Annotated in this window: 15 protein-coding genes and 1 pseudogene; 8 read left to right on the top strand and 8 right to left on the bottom strand. The window is 43.4% G+C overall.

Annotated elements, in window-relative coordinates:
* Positions 1–76: 76 nt before the first annotated feature.
* A complete protein-coding gene (locus E5Y90_RS09395) occupies positions 77–337 on the bottom strand; it encodes a hypothetical protein (RefSeq protein WP_174660075.1) in 261 nt (86 codons plus the stop codon).
* 214 nt (positions 338–551) lie between these two features.
* On the opposite strand from E5Y90_RS09395, the gene E5Y90_RS09390 reads away from it, so the two are divergent.
* Positions 552–1,133 carry a 1-acyl-sn-glycerol-3-phosphate acyltransferase gene (locus E5Y90_RS09390; RefSeq protein WP_174660074.1) on the top strand — a complete coding sequence of 194 codons (582 nt, stop codon included), beginning with the start codon at positions 552–554 and terminating at the stop codon, positions 1,131–1,133.
* Between the two features lie 17 nt (positions 1,134–1,150).
* On the opposite strand, the gene E5Y90_RS09385 is transcribed toward E5Y90_RS09390, so the two are convergent.
* The 3 genes and pseudogenes from E5Y90_RS09385 to E5Y90_RS17495 all read right to left on the bottom strand — a co-directional run bounded on the left by E5Y90_RS09385 (position 1,151) and on the right by E5Y90_RS17495 (position 3,155).
* Positions 1,151–1,474, bottom strand: coding sequence for a hypothetical protein (locus E5Y90_RS09385; RefSeq protein WP_174660073.1), 324 nt, complete (start codon positions 1,472–1,474; stop codon positions 1,151–1,153).
* Positions 1,475–1,627: 153 nt separating this feature from the next.
* Positions 1,628–2,389 (bottom strand): 3-oxoacyl-ACP reductase, encoded by a 762-nt coding sequence (locus E5Y90_RS09380; RefSeq protein ID WP_174660072.1) that lies wholly within the window; start codon positions 2,387–2,389, stop codon positions 1,628–1,630.
* Between the two features lie 64 nt (positions 2,390–2,453).
* Positions 2,454–3,155 (bottom strand): annotated as a pseudogene (locus E5Y90_RS17495) (sulfite exporter TauE/SafE family protein).
* A 246-nt stretch (positions 3,156–3,401) separates the two neighbouring features.
* On the opposite strand from E5Y90_RS17495, the gene E5Y90_RS09375 reads away from it, so the two are divergent.
* The gene (locus E5Y90_RS09375) at positions 3,402–3,632 is read left to right on the top strand and encodes a hypothetical protein (RefSeq protein WP_151203293.1); all 231 of its coding nucleotides are present in this window, start codon (positions 3,402–3,404) and stop codon (positions 3,630–3,632) included.
* A gap of 89 nt (positions 3,633–3,721) precedes the next feature.
* On the opposite strand, the gene rsmD is transcribed toward E5Y90_RS09375, so the two are convergent.
* Together rsmD and mrdA are read right to left on the bottom strand one after the other, a co-directional pair.
* Positions 3,722–4,282, bottom strand: a complete 561-nt coding sequence (gene rsmD / locus E5Y90_RS09370) for a 16S rRNA (guanine(966)-N(2))-methyltransferase RsmD (protein WP_151203294.1) — start codon at positions 4,280–4,282, stop codon at positions 3,722–3,724.
* A gap of 2 nt (positions 4,283–4,284) precedes the next feature.
* Positions 4,285–6,321: a penicillin-binding protein 2 gene (gene mrdA / locus E5Y90_RS09365; protein WP_174660071.1), complete on the bottom strand. Its 2,037-nt coding sequence runs from the start codon at positions 6,319–6,321 to the stop codon at positions 4,285–4,287.
* 236 nt (positions 6,322–6,557) lie between these two features.
* On the opposite strand from mrdA, the gene E5Y90_RS09360 reads away from it, so the two are divergent.
* From E5Y90_RS09360 to E5Y90_RS09345, 4 genes are all read left to right on the top strand, one after another.
* Positions 6,558–7,076 (top strand): hypothetical protein, encoded by a 519-nt coding sequence (locus tag E5Y90_RS09360; RefSeq protein WP_174660070.1) that lies wholly within the window; start codon positions 6,558–6,560, stop codon positions 7,074–7,076.
* Between the two features lie 65 nt (positions 7,077–7,141).
* Positions 7,142–8,458, top strand: a complete 1,317-nt coding sequence (locus E5Y90_RS09355) for a hypothetical protein (protein ID WP_174660069.1) — start codon at positions 7,142–7,144, stop codon at positions 8,456–8,458.
* A 75-nt stretch (positions 8,459–8,533) separates the two neighbouring features.
* Positions 8,534–9,193, top strand: a complete 660-nt coding sequence (adk, locus tag E5Y90_RS09350; RefSeq protein ID WP_151203298.1) for an adenylate kinase — start codon at positions 8,534–8,536, stop codon at positions 9,191–9,193.
* A gap of 85 nt (positions 9,194–9,278) precedes the next feature.
* Entirely contained in the window at positions 9,279–9,485 is a 207-nt protein-coding gene (locus E5Y90_RS09345) for a hypothetical protein (protein WP_174660068.1), read from the top strand.
* Between the two features lie 304 nt (positions 9,486–9,789).
* Here E5Y90_RS09345 and nth read toward each other — a convergent pair whose 3' ends face one another.
* Together nth and E5Y90_RS09335 are read right to left on the bottom strand one after the other, a co-directional pair.
* Positions 9,790–10,494, bottom strand: coding sequence for an endonuclease III (gene nth, locus E5Y90_RS09340; protein WP_151203300.1), 705 nt, complete (start codon positions 10,492–10,494; stop codon positions 9,790–9,792).
* 3 nt (positions 10,495–10,497) lie between these two features.
* Entirely contained in the window at positions 10,498–11,289 is a 792-nt protein-coding gene (locus E5Y90_RS09335; protein ID WP_174660067.1) for an RnfABCDGE type electron transport complex subunit B, read from the bottom strand.
* 349 nt (positions 11,290–11,638) lie between these two features.
* Between E5Y90_RS09335 and gdhA the strand changes: the two genes are divergently transcribed.
* Together gdhA and E5Y90_RS09325 are read left to right on the top strand one after the other, a co-directional pair.
* A complete protein-coding gene (gene gdhA, locus E5Y90_RS09330) occupies positions 11,639–12,982 on the top strand; it encodes an NADP-specific glutamate dehydrogenase (protein WP_174660066.1) in 1,344 nt (447 codons plus the stop codon).
* Positions 12,983–13,304: 322 nt separating this feature from the next.
* The gene (locus tag E5Y90_RS09325; protein ID WP_174660065.1) at positions 13,305–13,481 is read left to right on the top strand and encodes a hypothetical protein; all 177 of its coding nucleotides are present in this window, start codon (positions 13,305–13,307) and stop codon (positions 13,479–13,481) included.
* Positions 13,482–13,497: the final 16 nt, after the last annotated feature.

Genomic DNA, 13,497 nt, shown 5'->3' with positions numbered 1-13,497 from the left:
CGGGTTAAATAATTCGTCTTATTTATTCCAAATTCAGTCAAAATTAAACGTCTATCATCCAGATTTAAGGTATTGCCTAACTATTTACCGGATGTGAAAGTTCCAATCCACCATGAGTATCTGGTGAAAGATGGGCTGTAAACTGAATAGTGGTCGTATTCCAAGCTAACTGTCTGATGTCTATGCCGGAATGACCGAGATCATCAGAACTATCAGCTTCACCCTGTCTGTAGCATCCATCTTCTAAAATAGCGAATAAACTAGCGCTGTTATGCGTGCGGTTAATTTCCCGGAAACCTGTAATGTCTTTATCTGCAAATTGGGAGATGGATGGCATAAAAAATATGCGTTATCGCAAATATAGATAAACGGTTATAGAGTTTGATATCAGCCCAATTAAAAAAGTAATTGATTAGTAAAAAGAAAAATCTCTTGCTTAAATTTAAAATACAAATATAAATTAATTGTCTATTTTGTGTACATTTCACTCTATCTATATTTTACTTTGTTGTTAGACTGTGCCGAATTTTTGCGAATGATTGTGACCTATCGTGTTTGAAAAATGGGCTGAAAAAACTCTGAATTTAATGGGCTGGAAAACTGATAATCAATGGCCGGAAGACCTAGATCAATGCGTGATGATCGCAGCACCCCATACCAGCAACTGGGATGCACTTTATGCGCGTCTGGCTTTAAAAGCATTGAAGGTGAATGTCCGCCTGACGATTAAAGACAGCTATATGAAACTTCCATTTGGACCGTTTGTACGGGCGATGGGGGGTATTGGCATTAATCGCTGTCCTAAGCAGCCAGGTGAGCCACGTCCAAGTATGGTTCAGGTCATGAGTGACTTATTTAAAGAGCATCCTAAACTGGTAATGCTGATTACTCCGGAAGGTACGCGTTCCCGTCAGGAGCAGTGGAAAACCGGTTTTTATCATGTAGCAATCAATGCTGGTGTGCCTATTGCCTTGGCCTATATGGATTATGAGAAAAAAGAGGCAGGCGTAGGGAAAATTATCTACCCAACTGGAAATTATGAACAGGATATGGCTGAAATTATGGCCTTTTATGTCAACATTCAACCGAAATTTCCTGAAAAATTCAGCATCGACCAGCGTTATGCAGCTTAACTGGATATAAGCTGAGTTCAGGGGTGATGCTGGGTAGTCAAGATGCCTCCGAGATTCTGGCAGGCATCTTTATACAGATCATATTGCTGCTGGACTACTTCGGTTAAGGGAATATCAAATAGCTTTTGACCTTGCTGATATTGCTGAATATAGGATTCAGCTTTGGCTTTGGTGCTGTAGAGTGACTGCTGATAATAGTCCGTCACTGCATTGTTTGACATTTGTGAGGTTTCAATCTTGGTGCAGCGAAAGTTCTCGAGCATCTGTTCTGATTTTTTAAGATCACTAGACATACAACCTGCCAGTAAGATGCTACCGAGCAATGCTGTGATAGTTTTCATAATAAAAATAGGTAGGTTTGGTAAGAAAGTGAATAGTGTAAATTAAAAATCTGATTTAACCTCTCTAAATTTAAATAACTGGTTAAAAACTAGAAAATTGACCTCTCAACTTAAAGCCAGTGGCTGGCTTTAAGTGCTTTCGTTGTACAGTCCTTAGCCTTTTACCAAGCCGCCATCTACAATCAGGTTTTGTCCGGTGACTGCGCGTGCATACGGAGACAGGAACATAAGAATAGCCGCAGCAAATTCTTCGGGTGATACCACATGGCCCATCGGTGTAGAAGCCGCGATCAAGTCAAACACAGCATCCGGTGTGGCTTTGCTGGCATCTGTCTTTTGTAATAACCCACCTGAGAGCATATTGACATGTATACCATACTGTCCCAGATCTTGAGCGGTGGTACGGGTAAATGCCAGCAGCGCAGCTTTTGCAGCGGTATAGTCATGATAAGGCACGACTGGGTTCTGCACCAGATTCGTCCCGATATTGACAATACGGCCAAAGCGGTTTTGTTGCATATCTTGTAGCGCAGCTTGAGTCGTATTTAAAGCGGCCTGTACTGCTCCGCTCAGCTGGCGTTGCATCATGTCCCAAGTCAGTTGCTCTACTTTAGGACGCGCATCGCCATTAAATTCAAACTGGATCAGAGCATTATTGACCACGGCATGAATCGCTTCATTAAAATGGTTTTTAGCAGCCGCAAACATGGCATTAACCTGATCAGCTTGTGTTACATCGGCCTGATAGATAAAAACTTGCTCAGGATACTGTTGGGCCAACTGTTCAGCTGCTTGCTGGCTATTATGATAATTCACCACCACACGCGTACCTTCGGAAAGCAGGGCATGAGAAATAGCTAGACCAAGACCGCGGGCACCGCCAGTCACAAGAACAATCTGATCACGAATTTGCATGAATTTTATCTGAAGTTACTGAACATGAACCTACCATAACAGTTCTAGGAATACTGTCCAAGTTTTAGAAAATAATCTGGATCGTCTGATTTACATCAGCTGGCCCATGAGCAGAAAACCTGCCGGCACTGAACAACCGCTCTAAAATAATCCGCTTAAAGACCAGTTCAAAAATGTGATAAAGCAACCTGGCACCCAAAATGGCAGAGAGGACAAAAATCATGAGAATTGCCAGAGAAGAGAAATGACTGCCAATAAGCCACGAGGCTAAACAGCTGAATAGAAAGATTAAAATGACGTAGGATATTAGGTTGTGCTGCTCTGTGCCGTTGTCTAATCATTATTTAGGTTGAATGAGCCGAAAAATACACTTAACCCTCCTAAAATGCCATCTATAAAGCCGATCACGCTGTCAATAACTTTTCCTGGACATTCAAGCGCGGCTAGTTGAGGATTCAGTAGCATTATCGGTGACCAGAGAAGCAAAAATATTCCCAGCACCAATTTAAAAGTATTGGCTTGAATGATGTGGAATAAACAAATACCGAGTGGGATTCCGATTCATCCTGCTAATAAATCAGGCAGATCAAGCTATCCGGGTAAAACTGACTGGTGTTGTTCCTGACTTAGACAAATGAGATGACTCCAGACAGCGGGGCATACCTCTAAGGGGCTGCTGGTTGGGCTGCAAAACCCAGATTCAGAATGACAGGGCAATTAAAGCCAAGGCAAAACCGGTCAGGCCTTGAACGAAAGCTGCGATCATGGCGCCTACAATAAAAACCAGCAAGGTCGTAAAATGAAGTGCTTATATAGAGGTAAATAGTTTTAGCAGATTCCTGCAAAATCCAAGTTTATATTTCACTGGATTGATACCTGAAGGCTGCGGTCAGATTCGCCTGAATCTCTGTACGCATAAGTAGTGAATAAAAGCTACAACAGTACAACAATCATCACGTTTATTCTCCATTAAATCATTCGATACTAAATAATGAAGTAAGAGGGGATGAATATGAAAAGAATCATATTACTGTCTATATTGGCAATCTCTGTCACCGGTTGTGTGGTTGACCCTTATGATGATGGTGATTATCGTTACAATAAAGACCGTCATGGACAATATGATCGGAATCATGGTGACCGCCACTATGACCGAAAACATGGTGACCGCGACTGGAAACATAAAGATCATCGGGACTGGAAACATGATCGGGACAACCGTGACTGGCGTCGTGACCGTTAAGCAGGTTATGGCTTAGTTTTTAACTTGACGATGTAATTACTTAAAAAGGATTCCATACTGGAATCCTTTTTTATGATTTTTTTCGATCACTATGCATTTACATTTTTCTGATACAATCCCGCCCGGATCATACCTGCTTTGGTCGTTTTAATTAAATGCCATGAAGCCGGAAGCTTCAGCTGATGTAAGTCCTTGTCTGCTTCGACATAAATATAAGCTTCAGACTTAATCAGCGGATCTGCTTGCTGAGCCAATTCTTCCCATAAGTCTAGGCCATAAGGGGGGTCCAGAAAGACCAGGTCAAATTGCTGCTTTATATTTGTCAACGCTTGCTGCGCCGTAGCAATTTTTAACTGGGCACGTGACTTGGTGACTTTTAACAGCTCAAGATTATTGGTTAAAAACTGCGCCTGAGTACGGTCAGGTTCAATCATGACCACTTGAGCAGCACCGCGTGACAGCGCTTCAAAGGATAATGCTCCCGAGCCTGTGCACAGGTCCAGGACAACAGCATTCTGAATATCCCACATGAGCCAGTTGAACAGAGTCTCACGAACGCGGTCTGGCGTAGGACGAAGCCCTTCAATGCTGGCAAAAGCCAGTTGCCGGCGTTTCCAGTCACCTCCAATAATACGAAGCTGATTTTTCATGGTTAATCTCGCTCTATAGAAGCAGGTGCAGGGGTTGCGGGAGCTGAAGCATTGCCTGGGGGAGAAGCTGCCGCATTGTCAGATGTATTCGTTGTGCCGGCTGCATTTGGACTGAGCAGACTTTCACCACTTGGCAATTCACCAGGTTTGATCCCCGCAGTCATCAGGCCACCACTTAACTGATGGTTGTGTGGACGTACTGGATTTTTGTCCTTGTGGAGCAGCCAATAGTCGAAGATCGGGCGGGCAAGTGCTGTAGCCGCACTACCACCGCGGCCATTTTCCAGAATCACTGCAATGGCAATTTCAGGACTTTCTGCTGGCGCAAAACCGACGAATAAACCGTGGTCAAGCTGACGTTCATTCAGTAAGGCTTCGTTATAGCGCTTTCCTTGAGCAATACTTTTAACCTGTGCCGTTCCGGTTTTACCTGCAATTGAATACTGTAAGCCCCCACGAATCCCACGGCCGGTCCCAGTCTGGATGACGTCAACCATAGCATCACGCATTTTAATCCAGTCTTCATCGCTTCCATTAAATTCAATTTTGCCATGCGTGCCATTATGTACCTGGAAAGATTTTGCACCACGGCTTTCTCGCAGGACGTGCGGAATGACTTTATTACCATGGTTGGCAGTAATAGCTGTCGCCATCGCGAGCTGTAAAGGGGTTGCAGTAAAGGCGCCCTGACCAATACTGACTGAAATGGTTTCACCACGTAGCCATTTAGCATTTCGGGTACGCATTTTCCAATCCGGGTTAGGATAAAGTCCTGAACTTTCACTGGGCAGATCTACACCGGTTTTTTCACCAAAACCGAACTGGCGCATCCAGGTGTCCATTTTTTCAATACCCATGCGATAGGACAGCACATAAAAATAGGTATCACAGGAAACGTTCTGTGCCTTATGCATATCGACTGCACCATGCCCGGTCTTTTTATGATCACGGAAACGGTGACTATCGCCAGGCAGGCTAAAATAACCCGGATCAGAAATGGTGGTATCCCAGTCCACATAACCATAATGAATCCCGCCCAGTCCAAACATGGGTTTAATGGTGGAACCTGGTGGATAGACCCCTTGTACAGCACGGTTATAAAGCGGCTGGTCGAGGTTATCCCTTAATGCACTATAGTTCTTGTGGCTAATTCCGGTTACAAACAGGTTCGGGTTAAAGCTAGGGCTAGAGACCAGTGCCAGAATTTCTCCAGTTTTCGGATTCATGGCCACAATGGCACCACGGCGTCCAGCCAGCTGCTCTGAGGCAACAACTTGCAGGCCATAGTCCAAAGACAGGAACAGGTCATTGCCACGGACTGGGTCTTTACGGCCGAGATGACGCAATACATTACCAAAGGCATCTGCTTCAACCGATTCATTGCCCGGAACTCCGTGCAGTAATTCCTCGTAGGATTTTTCTACCCCAATCTTCCCGATCAGGTTGGTGCCGGCATACAGGTCTTTATCGATCGACTTGAGTTCTTTGTCATTAATACGGCCTACATAACCGATGACATGAGCAAACAGCTCACCATGCGGATAATAGCGGGTCATCTGGGTCTCAATGTTGACACCTGGGAACTGATATTTTACTTCACTAAAACGTGCAATATCACTTTCATTCAGGTTCAGTTTAATCGAGACCCGTTCGGTACGACGAGCGGTTTTAATCCGGCTCTGAAAACCTTGGATATCTTCTTCGCTCAGGTCTAAAATTGGCTTGAGTTGCTCAATAGTCTGGTCAATATCCTTGACATCTGCACGGCTTAACGTTGCTGTAAAAACTGGATAATTATCGGCTAAAAGCACCCCATTACGGTCATAGATATATCCCCGTGCGGGCGCTAAAGGTTGCAGGCGAATCCGGTTCTGGTCAGAAGCCGTGGAAAAAGTTTCAAAATTAAAAATTTGCAGGTAAGCATAGCGGCATACCAGCAGCAGCATAAAGAAAATGACGATCCCAAACGAAATCATGACCCGATTGCGATAGATGCGCTTTTCTTGTTGTGCATTTTTTAAAGGAAAGTGCTGCTTCATAACGCGATCGACTTAAGACCTGAGAGAAAAGAATCAAAGTGGAGTATTCTAACGCAACTGTTCTTAATTTGATAACGAAAAAACAGCTGCAAAATGAGACGGCGACGACGTTTTGACTTTGTAGACATGAAAATTATAAGCTGCTGCCTATAACAGTCTGGATAATTCTGCTAAAGTCAAAATTAAATAAAAATAGAGCTCTACCAAAAAATATAATTAAGGATGATGGTGAAGGAATGAACCAAGTTTACCCTTTGTTAATGTGTGCTTTATGGGCAGTTGCGGGTTCTGCCTATGCCCAGGACAATCACAGGCAGGCCCAGTTAAATGATCAGCAACCCAAAACTTGGAATATCGGAGCAGGGTTGACCCAGAAAATGCTCCATTTAAATACTGAATGGGTGAATCCTTATGGGATTGCTTACGTGAAAGGTGGTGTCTTTATCAACGATGACAAGACTGTGGGAGCACAAGTTGGCTTTCGTTACCCGGCCCACCTCACAGGTAAAGATAAAAATGGTTATTATATTGGAACTTATGCAGGACATATTGATACTAAACAGGTAGACCGTCAAGATAAAGCCCGCTTGGGTGCAGGCGTTGATCTGGCCTACGTCTTGCTGAACTCAGAGCGGATCAGCAGCTTTAGTATCGGGATAGGGGCAGGTGAGAAACTAGAAGACCGAAATGGCCGGGTGGTGGCTGAAACTGAACCGCGGCTACAATTTTCCTATACTTCAAGTATCGGTTTATAGAGAAAATATTTGACTTTATTAATACGTGTATACTGTGAACAAAAAATTAAATATGGAAGTTATGCATGCTTGAGTACGTCAACGAGTTATGGCAAGTCTTTTTGAATCGCCCGGATTTCTGGGCCGTGCTCAGCATTATCCCGGTCACCGCATTTGTAACGTGGGCACACGTATGGATGGCACTGAAAATGGTGTTTTATCCAATCAACTTCTGGGGTTTTCATATAGGCCCTCTACCTGTGGGATGGCAGGGAATCGTACCGCGTAAAGCTGGACGTATTTCGGGAATTATCACAGATAATACTTTATCTAAACTGGGCTCGTTGCATGAGTTTTTAAATGCCATGGATCCAGATGATATGGCTCGTATTATTGGTGAACAGGTGAGTTTTGAGCTTGAGCACCTGATTGATGAAGTGATGATCGACCGTAATGCGGTACTTTGGGAAAATTTACCTTATTCTATTAAACGCCGTATTTATGCCCAGGCCCATAAGCAGCTACCAAGTACCTTAAAAGAACTTGTGACCGAGCTGACCATGAACGTCGAGTCACTGGTCAATATGCGGGAGATGGTGGTCAGCCAAATGGAAGGTGACCGGCGTTTAATGGTACGCATGTTCCTTAAAGTCGGGCAAAAAGAAATTAACTTTATCTGGCATATTAGCGCCCTGATCGGGATGCTCTTTGGTCTGTTCCAGATGATAGTGTGGTTTGTGGTGCCTTGGCACTGGACTGTGCCGTTCTGGGCAGCAATCTGGGGTTTTCTGACCAACTGGATTGCCATCTGGATGGTATTTAATCCAGTAGAGCCGCACTATATCAAATATCCACAATTCTTCGCCCGGACTGCCGATCGCAGCTTCCCTTGGATCAAGCCGCTAATTCCACGAATTAGCACCTATAACATACAAGGTGCCTTTATGAAACGTCAGGAAGAAGTCTCTGATGTTTTTGCAAGTGTAGTCACAGAAGATCTGATTACGCTAAAATCAATCATGACTGAAATGATGTATGGCAGTCGAAAAGATAAGACTCGCCGTATTGTCAAACGCCATATTAACGAAATTATGGAAACACCGTTGGTTCGGACCTCTTTACAGTTGTCTTTAGGACCCAAAGAGTATGCAAAACTCAAGACAGACTTGATCGATCGCTCGATTGAAATTACGATGGTGCCTGTATGCGACCCTGCATTTAATGCGAGCCGTGCACAGAAGATCTATCAAATGTTTAGAGACCGCATACGCGAGCTGACACCGAAGGAGTTTCAGAATCTGTTACGTCCTGCATTTCAGGAAGACGAATGGATCCTGATTGTATTGGGTGGTGTCACCGGTTTTATTGCGGGTTTAATCCATTTGTTTGTGGCTTTCTTATAATGAGATGCCGGGGGACACAATCAGAGGATTGTGGTCGTGGCGTCATACATATTGTTTAAATGAGGATGTTTATATATGCGCATTATTTTACTCGGACCACCTGGAGCAGGTAAAGGTACACAAGCTCAGTTGATCTGTAAGCGCTACAATATCCCACAAATTTCAACCGGTGATATGCTCCGTGCTGCGATTCGTGAAGGAACTGAATTAGGTCTACAAGCTAAAAACGTCATGGATAATGGCGGTTTGGTTTCTGATGAATTAATTATTGGACTGGTCAAAGAACGTATTGCACAGCCTGACTGTGTAAATGGCTGTATCTTTGACGGTTTCCCACGTACTATTCCACAGGCTGAAGCGCTGGAAAAAGAAGGCATCGATATTGATCATGTGATTGAAATTGATGTACCGGATGAAGAAATCGTAAAACGTCTGTCTGGCCGTCGCCAGCATCCGGGTTCTGGTCGTGTTTACCATATTATTTACAATCCACCTAAGGTGGAAGGTAAAGATGATGAAACGGGTGAAGACTTGGTTCAACGTCCTGATGATCAGGAAGCGACAATTCGTAAGCGCCTGGGTTCATACCACACTGAAACTGAACAGTTGGTGAGCTTCTATCAGAGCCGTGCAGCATCTGGTGAAAATGCGCCGACTTATGACAAGCTAAACGGTTTACGTCCAATCGAAGATGTTCAGGCTGATCTTTTCGCGGTTCTGGACCAAACAAAATAATCGATTTTCGATAATTTTGACTTTAAAAGAGCTCTAAGTCATATTAGGGCTCTTTTTTATGGTTGATTGAAAAGGGCTGACCACTGTGGAAATTGCGATATTGCTTGGAATAGGACTTTGTTTGGTTGTCCTGGTAGGCCTGTTTGTATTGAGCTTTAAAATGCTAAGAAAAGTTCAGAAAGAAGAGCGCACAGAAAATATGGGTAAAGTGCCTATGCGTCAGCTGCATCCAAAATTACAAGCTGAACTTGATCGGGCCAAGCAAGAACAAGCTGAGCAAGACAAGAAATAAATACCGGAAACAAAAAGTCAGCTGAGGAGTAAAGGATGCAAGAATTATATTTTTTAACGCTAGGCGCTCGATTTTTTCCTTAGTTGCCAACTCACTTCTGCTGACTTGGCGGGGAAAGCTTGGTATGTATAAAACTCCTTATCACCCAGCCCGACACCACTATTCAGGCTGATTGTTCTGAAATGAACTCTATTCACAAACCCCACTTCAAACTATTCAGCATGATGACTCTCTACTCTCGGCGTTAACCAAAGACAAGCAATTTATAAGAGCTTTTCATTTCCTCAGAACTTAACTAAAAAGATTAATCAATACTTTTTACTGGAATGGCTTGGCCTGCGCCAAATTCAAAACGGTCCGGCCAGTTGCAGACATCGGCGACCACACATTCAAAACATTTAGGTTTGCGTGCGATACAACAGTAGCGGCCATGCAGAATTAGCCAGTGATGGGCATCGACAATAAACTCCTTGGGAATGACTTTCACCAGACGGTGTTCTACTTCCAGTACATTCTTACCTACGGCCAGACCTGTACGATTACCTACCCGGAAAATATGGGTATCGACTGCCATAGTCGGCTGACCAAAAGCCGTATTTAACACCACATTGGCGGTTTTGCGGCCTACGCCGGGCAGAGCTTCCAGATCAGCACGATTGTCCGGTACTACGCTATTATGTTTCGTGATGAGTATTTCACAGGCTTTAATGACGTTAACCGCTTTTGAATTATATAAACCAATGGTTTTGATATACTCCTTTAAGCCGTCTACGCCCAAGGCATAAATTGCTTCGGGAGTATTGGCCACTGGAAACAGTTTGTCGGTGGCTTTATTCACGCTGACATCGGTTGCTTGGGCAGACAGGGTTACGGCCACCAACAGTTCAAATGGGCTGGAATAATTCAGTTCAGTTTTGGGATCTGGACGCTGCGCTCTTAAGCGCTCAAAAAAGATTTGAACCTGTTTCTTAGTCATGTTTTTTACAGGCTTATGGCTTGCGGTACTCATATTTTATCCTTGTAATCCCTGTAATTTCTGCTGTAATTCCTCAAGCTGTATACGTTTCTGTTCATTTTCACGTACAGAAAGCTGTTTTTCCAGCTTCTTGATTTGCGTGCGGAGTTTGGCAAGTTCAATCGTCGTTTGCGCATCTGAGATGACCACTTCATCTGCCGGTTTCTGGATGACTTCAATAGCCGGAACCTGCTCAACCTGGGCAGAAAATTGTGCAAATAGGGCAGTATTGATTTCAGCCCGTACCACTGGACCCTTGCGGTTCATCCGGCGTTTTTCTTCACGCTGGATATGTGCATAGTAACGTTGACGCAGGTCATTCTGCTCAGTGATACGCTGTGCATCTGTAGCTAAAGGCTGCTGATCCTCGACCAGATCAATGCAGTCGACCGGGCAAGGAGGAATACATAATTCACAGCCGGTGCAAAGCTCAGTCAAAACTGTATGCATGAGTTTGCCTGAACCAATAATTGCATCTACCGGACATGCACTAATACATTTGGTACAACCAATGCATTCATCTTCACGAATCACCGCTTTCATCCGCTGTGGCCGGCCATCGGCCTGGATCAGCCAGACACTTTTTTCGGCCGGAAGTTTAGTGCGATTTAATAATGTGGCCAGAGCATCCGCAACCGGCTGTCCTCCTGGTACACATTTATTTGCATTTTCACCCTCAACAATAGATTGGGCATAAGGTAAGCAACCATCACGATGACCACATAAACCACATTGGGTTTGGGGCAGTAAAGCATCAATGGACTGGATGAGAGAAATTTGCGAAGTCATGAATAACCAGAGCTGCTCTTGCTTGAGCTTTAGTATAAGTGAAACAAAATATGTCGTTTTTTCAATTTTAACATAAATTTAAAGTCACATGATGGGCAGGATTTTTTAGCATTTAGTGCCTTGTTTTTTAGACATAAAGGCAGAATTCTGGATGGACTCAATTAGCATTTTCTAACAGAGGAAAAATTTTTATAATGTGTATAAATATTTGTTATCAAATTAATTTTAAAGATTTTTTCAAAAAAGTATTGTAGATTAGTTACAAAAGATATTTAATATTTTGCGCCAAAATTTAACATTGATTGTAAATTTGACCAATTTTGATCCATTTTCTGCTGAGGATTAAGCGTTGAAATACAACACACTTAATGAGTTCCTAGATTACGTAAAATCACGTGATGCACATCAACCAGAGTTTCTTCAAGCGATTGAAGAAGTGATGACCAGCTTGTGGCCATTTATCGAGAAAAATCCACAATACGCAGCCCACGGTTTGCTTGAACGTCTAGTTGAACCAGAGCGCGTGATCCAGTTCCGTGTTGCCTGGGTGGATGACCAAGGTCAAACCCATGTCAACCGTGCTTTTCGCGTGCAATATAACTCAGCGATTGGTCCATTTAAAGGTGGCATGCGTTTTCACCCATCGGTGAACCTGTCTATCCTGAAATTCTTGGGCTTTGAACAAACATTTAAAAATGCCCTGACTACATTGCCTATGGGCGGTGGTAAAGGTGGTTCCGACTTTGATCCTAAGGGCAAGTCAGAAGGCGAAATCATGCGTTTCTGCCAGTCTCTGATGATTGAGTTATACCGTCATTTAGGGTCGGACACCGATATTCCTGCGGGCGATATTGGTGTAGGCGGCCGTGAAGTGGGCTATATGGCGGGTATGATGAAGAAGCTCAGCAATGACACTTCATGTGTATTCACCGGTAAGGGTCTGACTTTCGGTGGCTCACTGGCTCGTCCAGAAGCAACAGGCTACGGAGCTGTGTATTTCGCTGAGGAAATGCTTAAGAGCTGTAGCGAAAGCTTCAAAGATAAAGTAGTGACCATTTCAGGTTCAGGTAACGTTGCACAGTACGCAGCTGAAAAAGCGATGTATTTGGGTGCTAAAGTTGTTTCACTCTCTGACTCAGGGGGTACGGTATACATTAAAGACGGTTTTACGGATGCCTTGTTGGCTGAAGTGATGGAACTGAAAAACGTAAAACGTGGCCGTATTTCCGAATTTGCGTCCAAGCATGGTTTTGAGTATCTGGAAGGTAAGCGCCCTTGGTCCATCAAGTGTGATATTGCGCTTCCATGTGCTACACAAAATGAGCTGGATGAGTCTGATGCTGAAGCTCTGCTAGCAAATGGTGTGATCTGTGTGGCGGAAGGTGCAAATATGCCTTCTACGCTGGAAGCAGTTGAGAAGTTCGTTGAAGCGAAAATTCTTTATGCGCCAGGTAAAGCTTCAAATGCAGGTGGTGTAGCTACTTCTGGTTTGGAAATGTCTCAAAACGCTTTACGTTTAGGTTGGACATTTGAAGAAGTCGATGAGCGCTTGCATGCAATCATGAAAGAAATTCATCGTAACTGTGTGAAATTCGGTATGCAAGAAGATGGCACTGTGAACTATGTAAATGGTGCAAATATTGCCGGCTTCGTTAAAGTAGCGGATGCGATGCTTGCACAGGGTGTATTCTAAATTTGAATATAGCTAAATAAAAACCGAGGATTTTGCCTCGGTTTTTTTATTGTCTTTACAAAAAACAGTCCAGACCTAAGCGAGGGCAGTTACTCTAAAATATCATTCGATCAGGATGGAAGCTTAATCACAGTGTTGGAGTTTGATCTTCTAAATTGACTTCGATGCGAATTTTGCTAAAGTTCAGCATTATAATTTTTATATCAGAAATATAAGAGATACCGTAAACAATATACTGATGACCATTTTTGAAGTGACTTTAGGTTAGTGTTGGGTGGCATGATATCCACCTGTTTATTCTAATATTTCATGACATAAAAACGTGACTGAGGATTTAAAGGGTGTTGTCGGAGTGGTTTTTTCTATGGTTGTATTTCGGCAAGTTGATAGCAATAAAAATATAGAAAATAAGCTGAATGCTTTGATGGCTTACATATTTCTTTTTATCTGCATGATCAATATTCCATATTTAAAAATTATAGAAAATGATGATCCCTGAGTGAAGGGGAGTAAAA

Source organism: Acinetobacter sp. 10FS3-1 (genome assembly GCF_013343215.1).
Classification (GTDB): Bacteria; Pseudomonadota; Gammaproteobacteria; order Pseudomonadales; family Moraxellaceae; genus Acinetobacter; species Acinetobacter lwoffii_C.
Note: the sequence above shows the minus strand (reverse complement) of the source record. Positions and strands in the feature narration are given on the sequence as shown.

Coding starts and splice junctions, on each gene's coding strand:
- E5Y90_RS09395 (WP_174660075.1), bottom strand. CDS start 337: ATGCCATCCATCTCCCAATTTGCAGATAAAGACATTACAGGTTTCCGG.
- E5Y90_RS09385 (WP_174660073.1), bottom strand. CDS start 1,474: ATGAAAACTATCACAGCATTGCTCGGTAGCATCTTACTGGCAGGTTGT.
- E5Y90_RS09380 (WP_174660072.1), bottom strand. CDS start 2,389: ATGCAAATTCGTGATCAGATTGTTCTTGTGACTGGCGGTGCCCGCGGT.
- E5Y90_RS09375 (WP_151203293.1), top strand. CDS start 3,402: ATGAAAAGAATCATATTACTGTCTATATTGGCAATCTCTGTCACCGGT.
- rsmD (WP_151203294.1), bottom strand. CDS start 4,282: ATGAAAAATCAGCTTCGTATTATTGGAGGTGACTGGAAACGCCGGCAA.
- mrdA (WP_174660071.1), bottom strand. CDS start 6,321: ATGAAGCAGCACTTTCCTTTAAAAAATGCACAACAAGAAAAGCGCATC.
- E5Y90_RS09360 (WP_174660070.1), top strand. CDS start 6,558: ATGAACCAAGTTTACCCTTTGTTAATGTGTGCTTTATGGGCAGTTGCG.
- E5Y90_RS09355 (WP_174660069.1), top strand. CDS start 7,142: ATGCTTGAGTACGTCAACGAGTTATGGCAAGTCTTTTTGAATCGCCCG.
- adk (WP_151203298.1), top strand. CDS start 8,534: ATGCGCATTATTTTACTCGGACCACCTGGAGCAGGTAAAGGTACACAA.
- nth (WP_151203300.1), bottom strand. CDS start 10,494: ATGAGTACCGCAAGCCATAAGCCTGTAAAAAACATGACTAAGAAACAG.
- E5Y90_RS09335 (WP_174660067.1), bottom strand. CDS start 11,289: ATGACTTCGCAAATTTCTCTCATCCAGTCCATTGATGCTTTACTGCCC.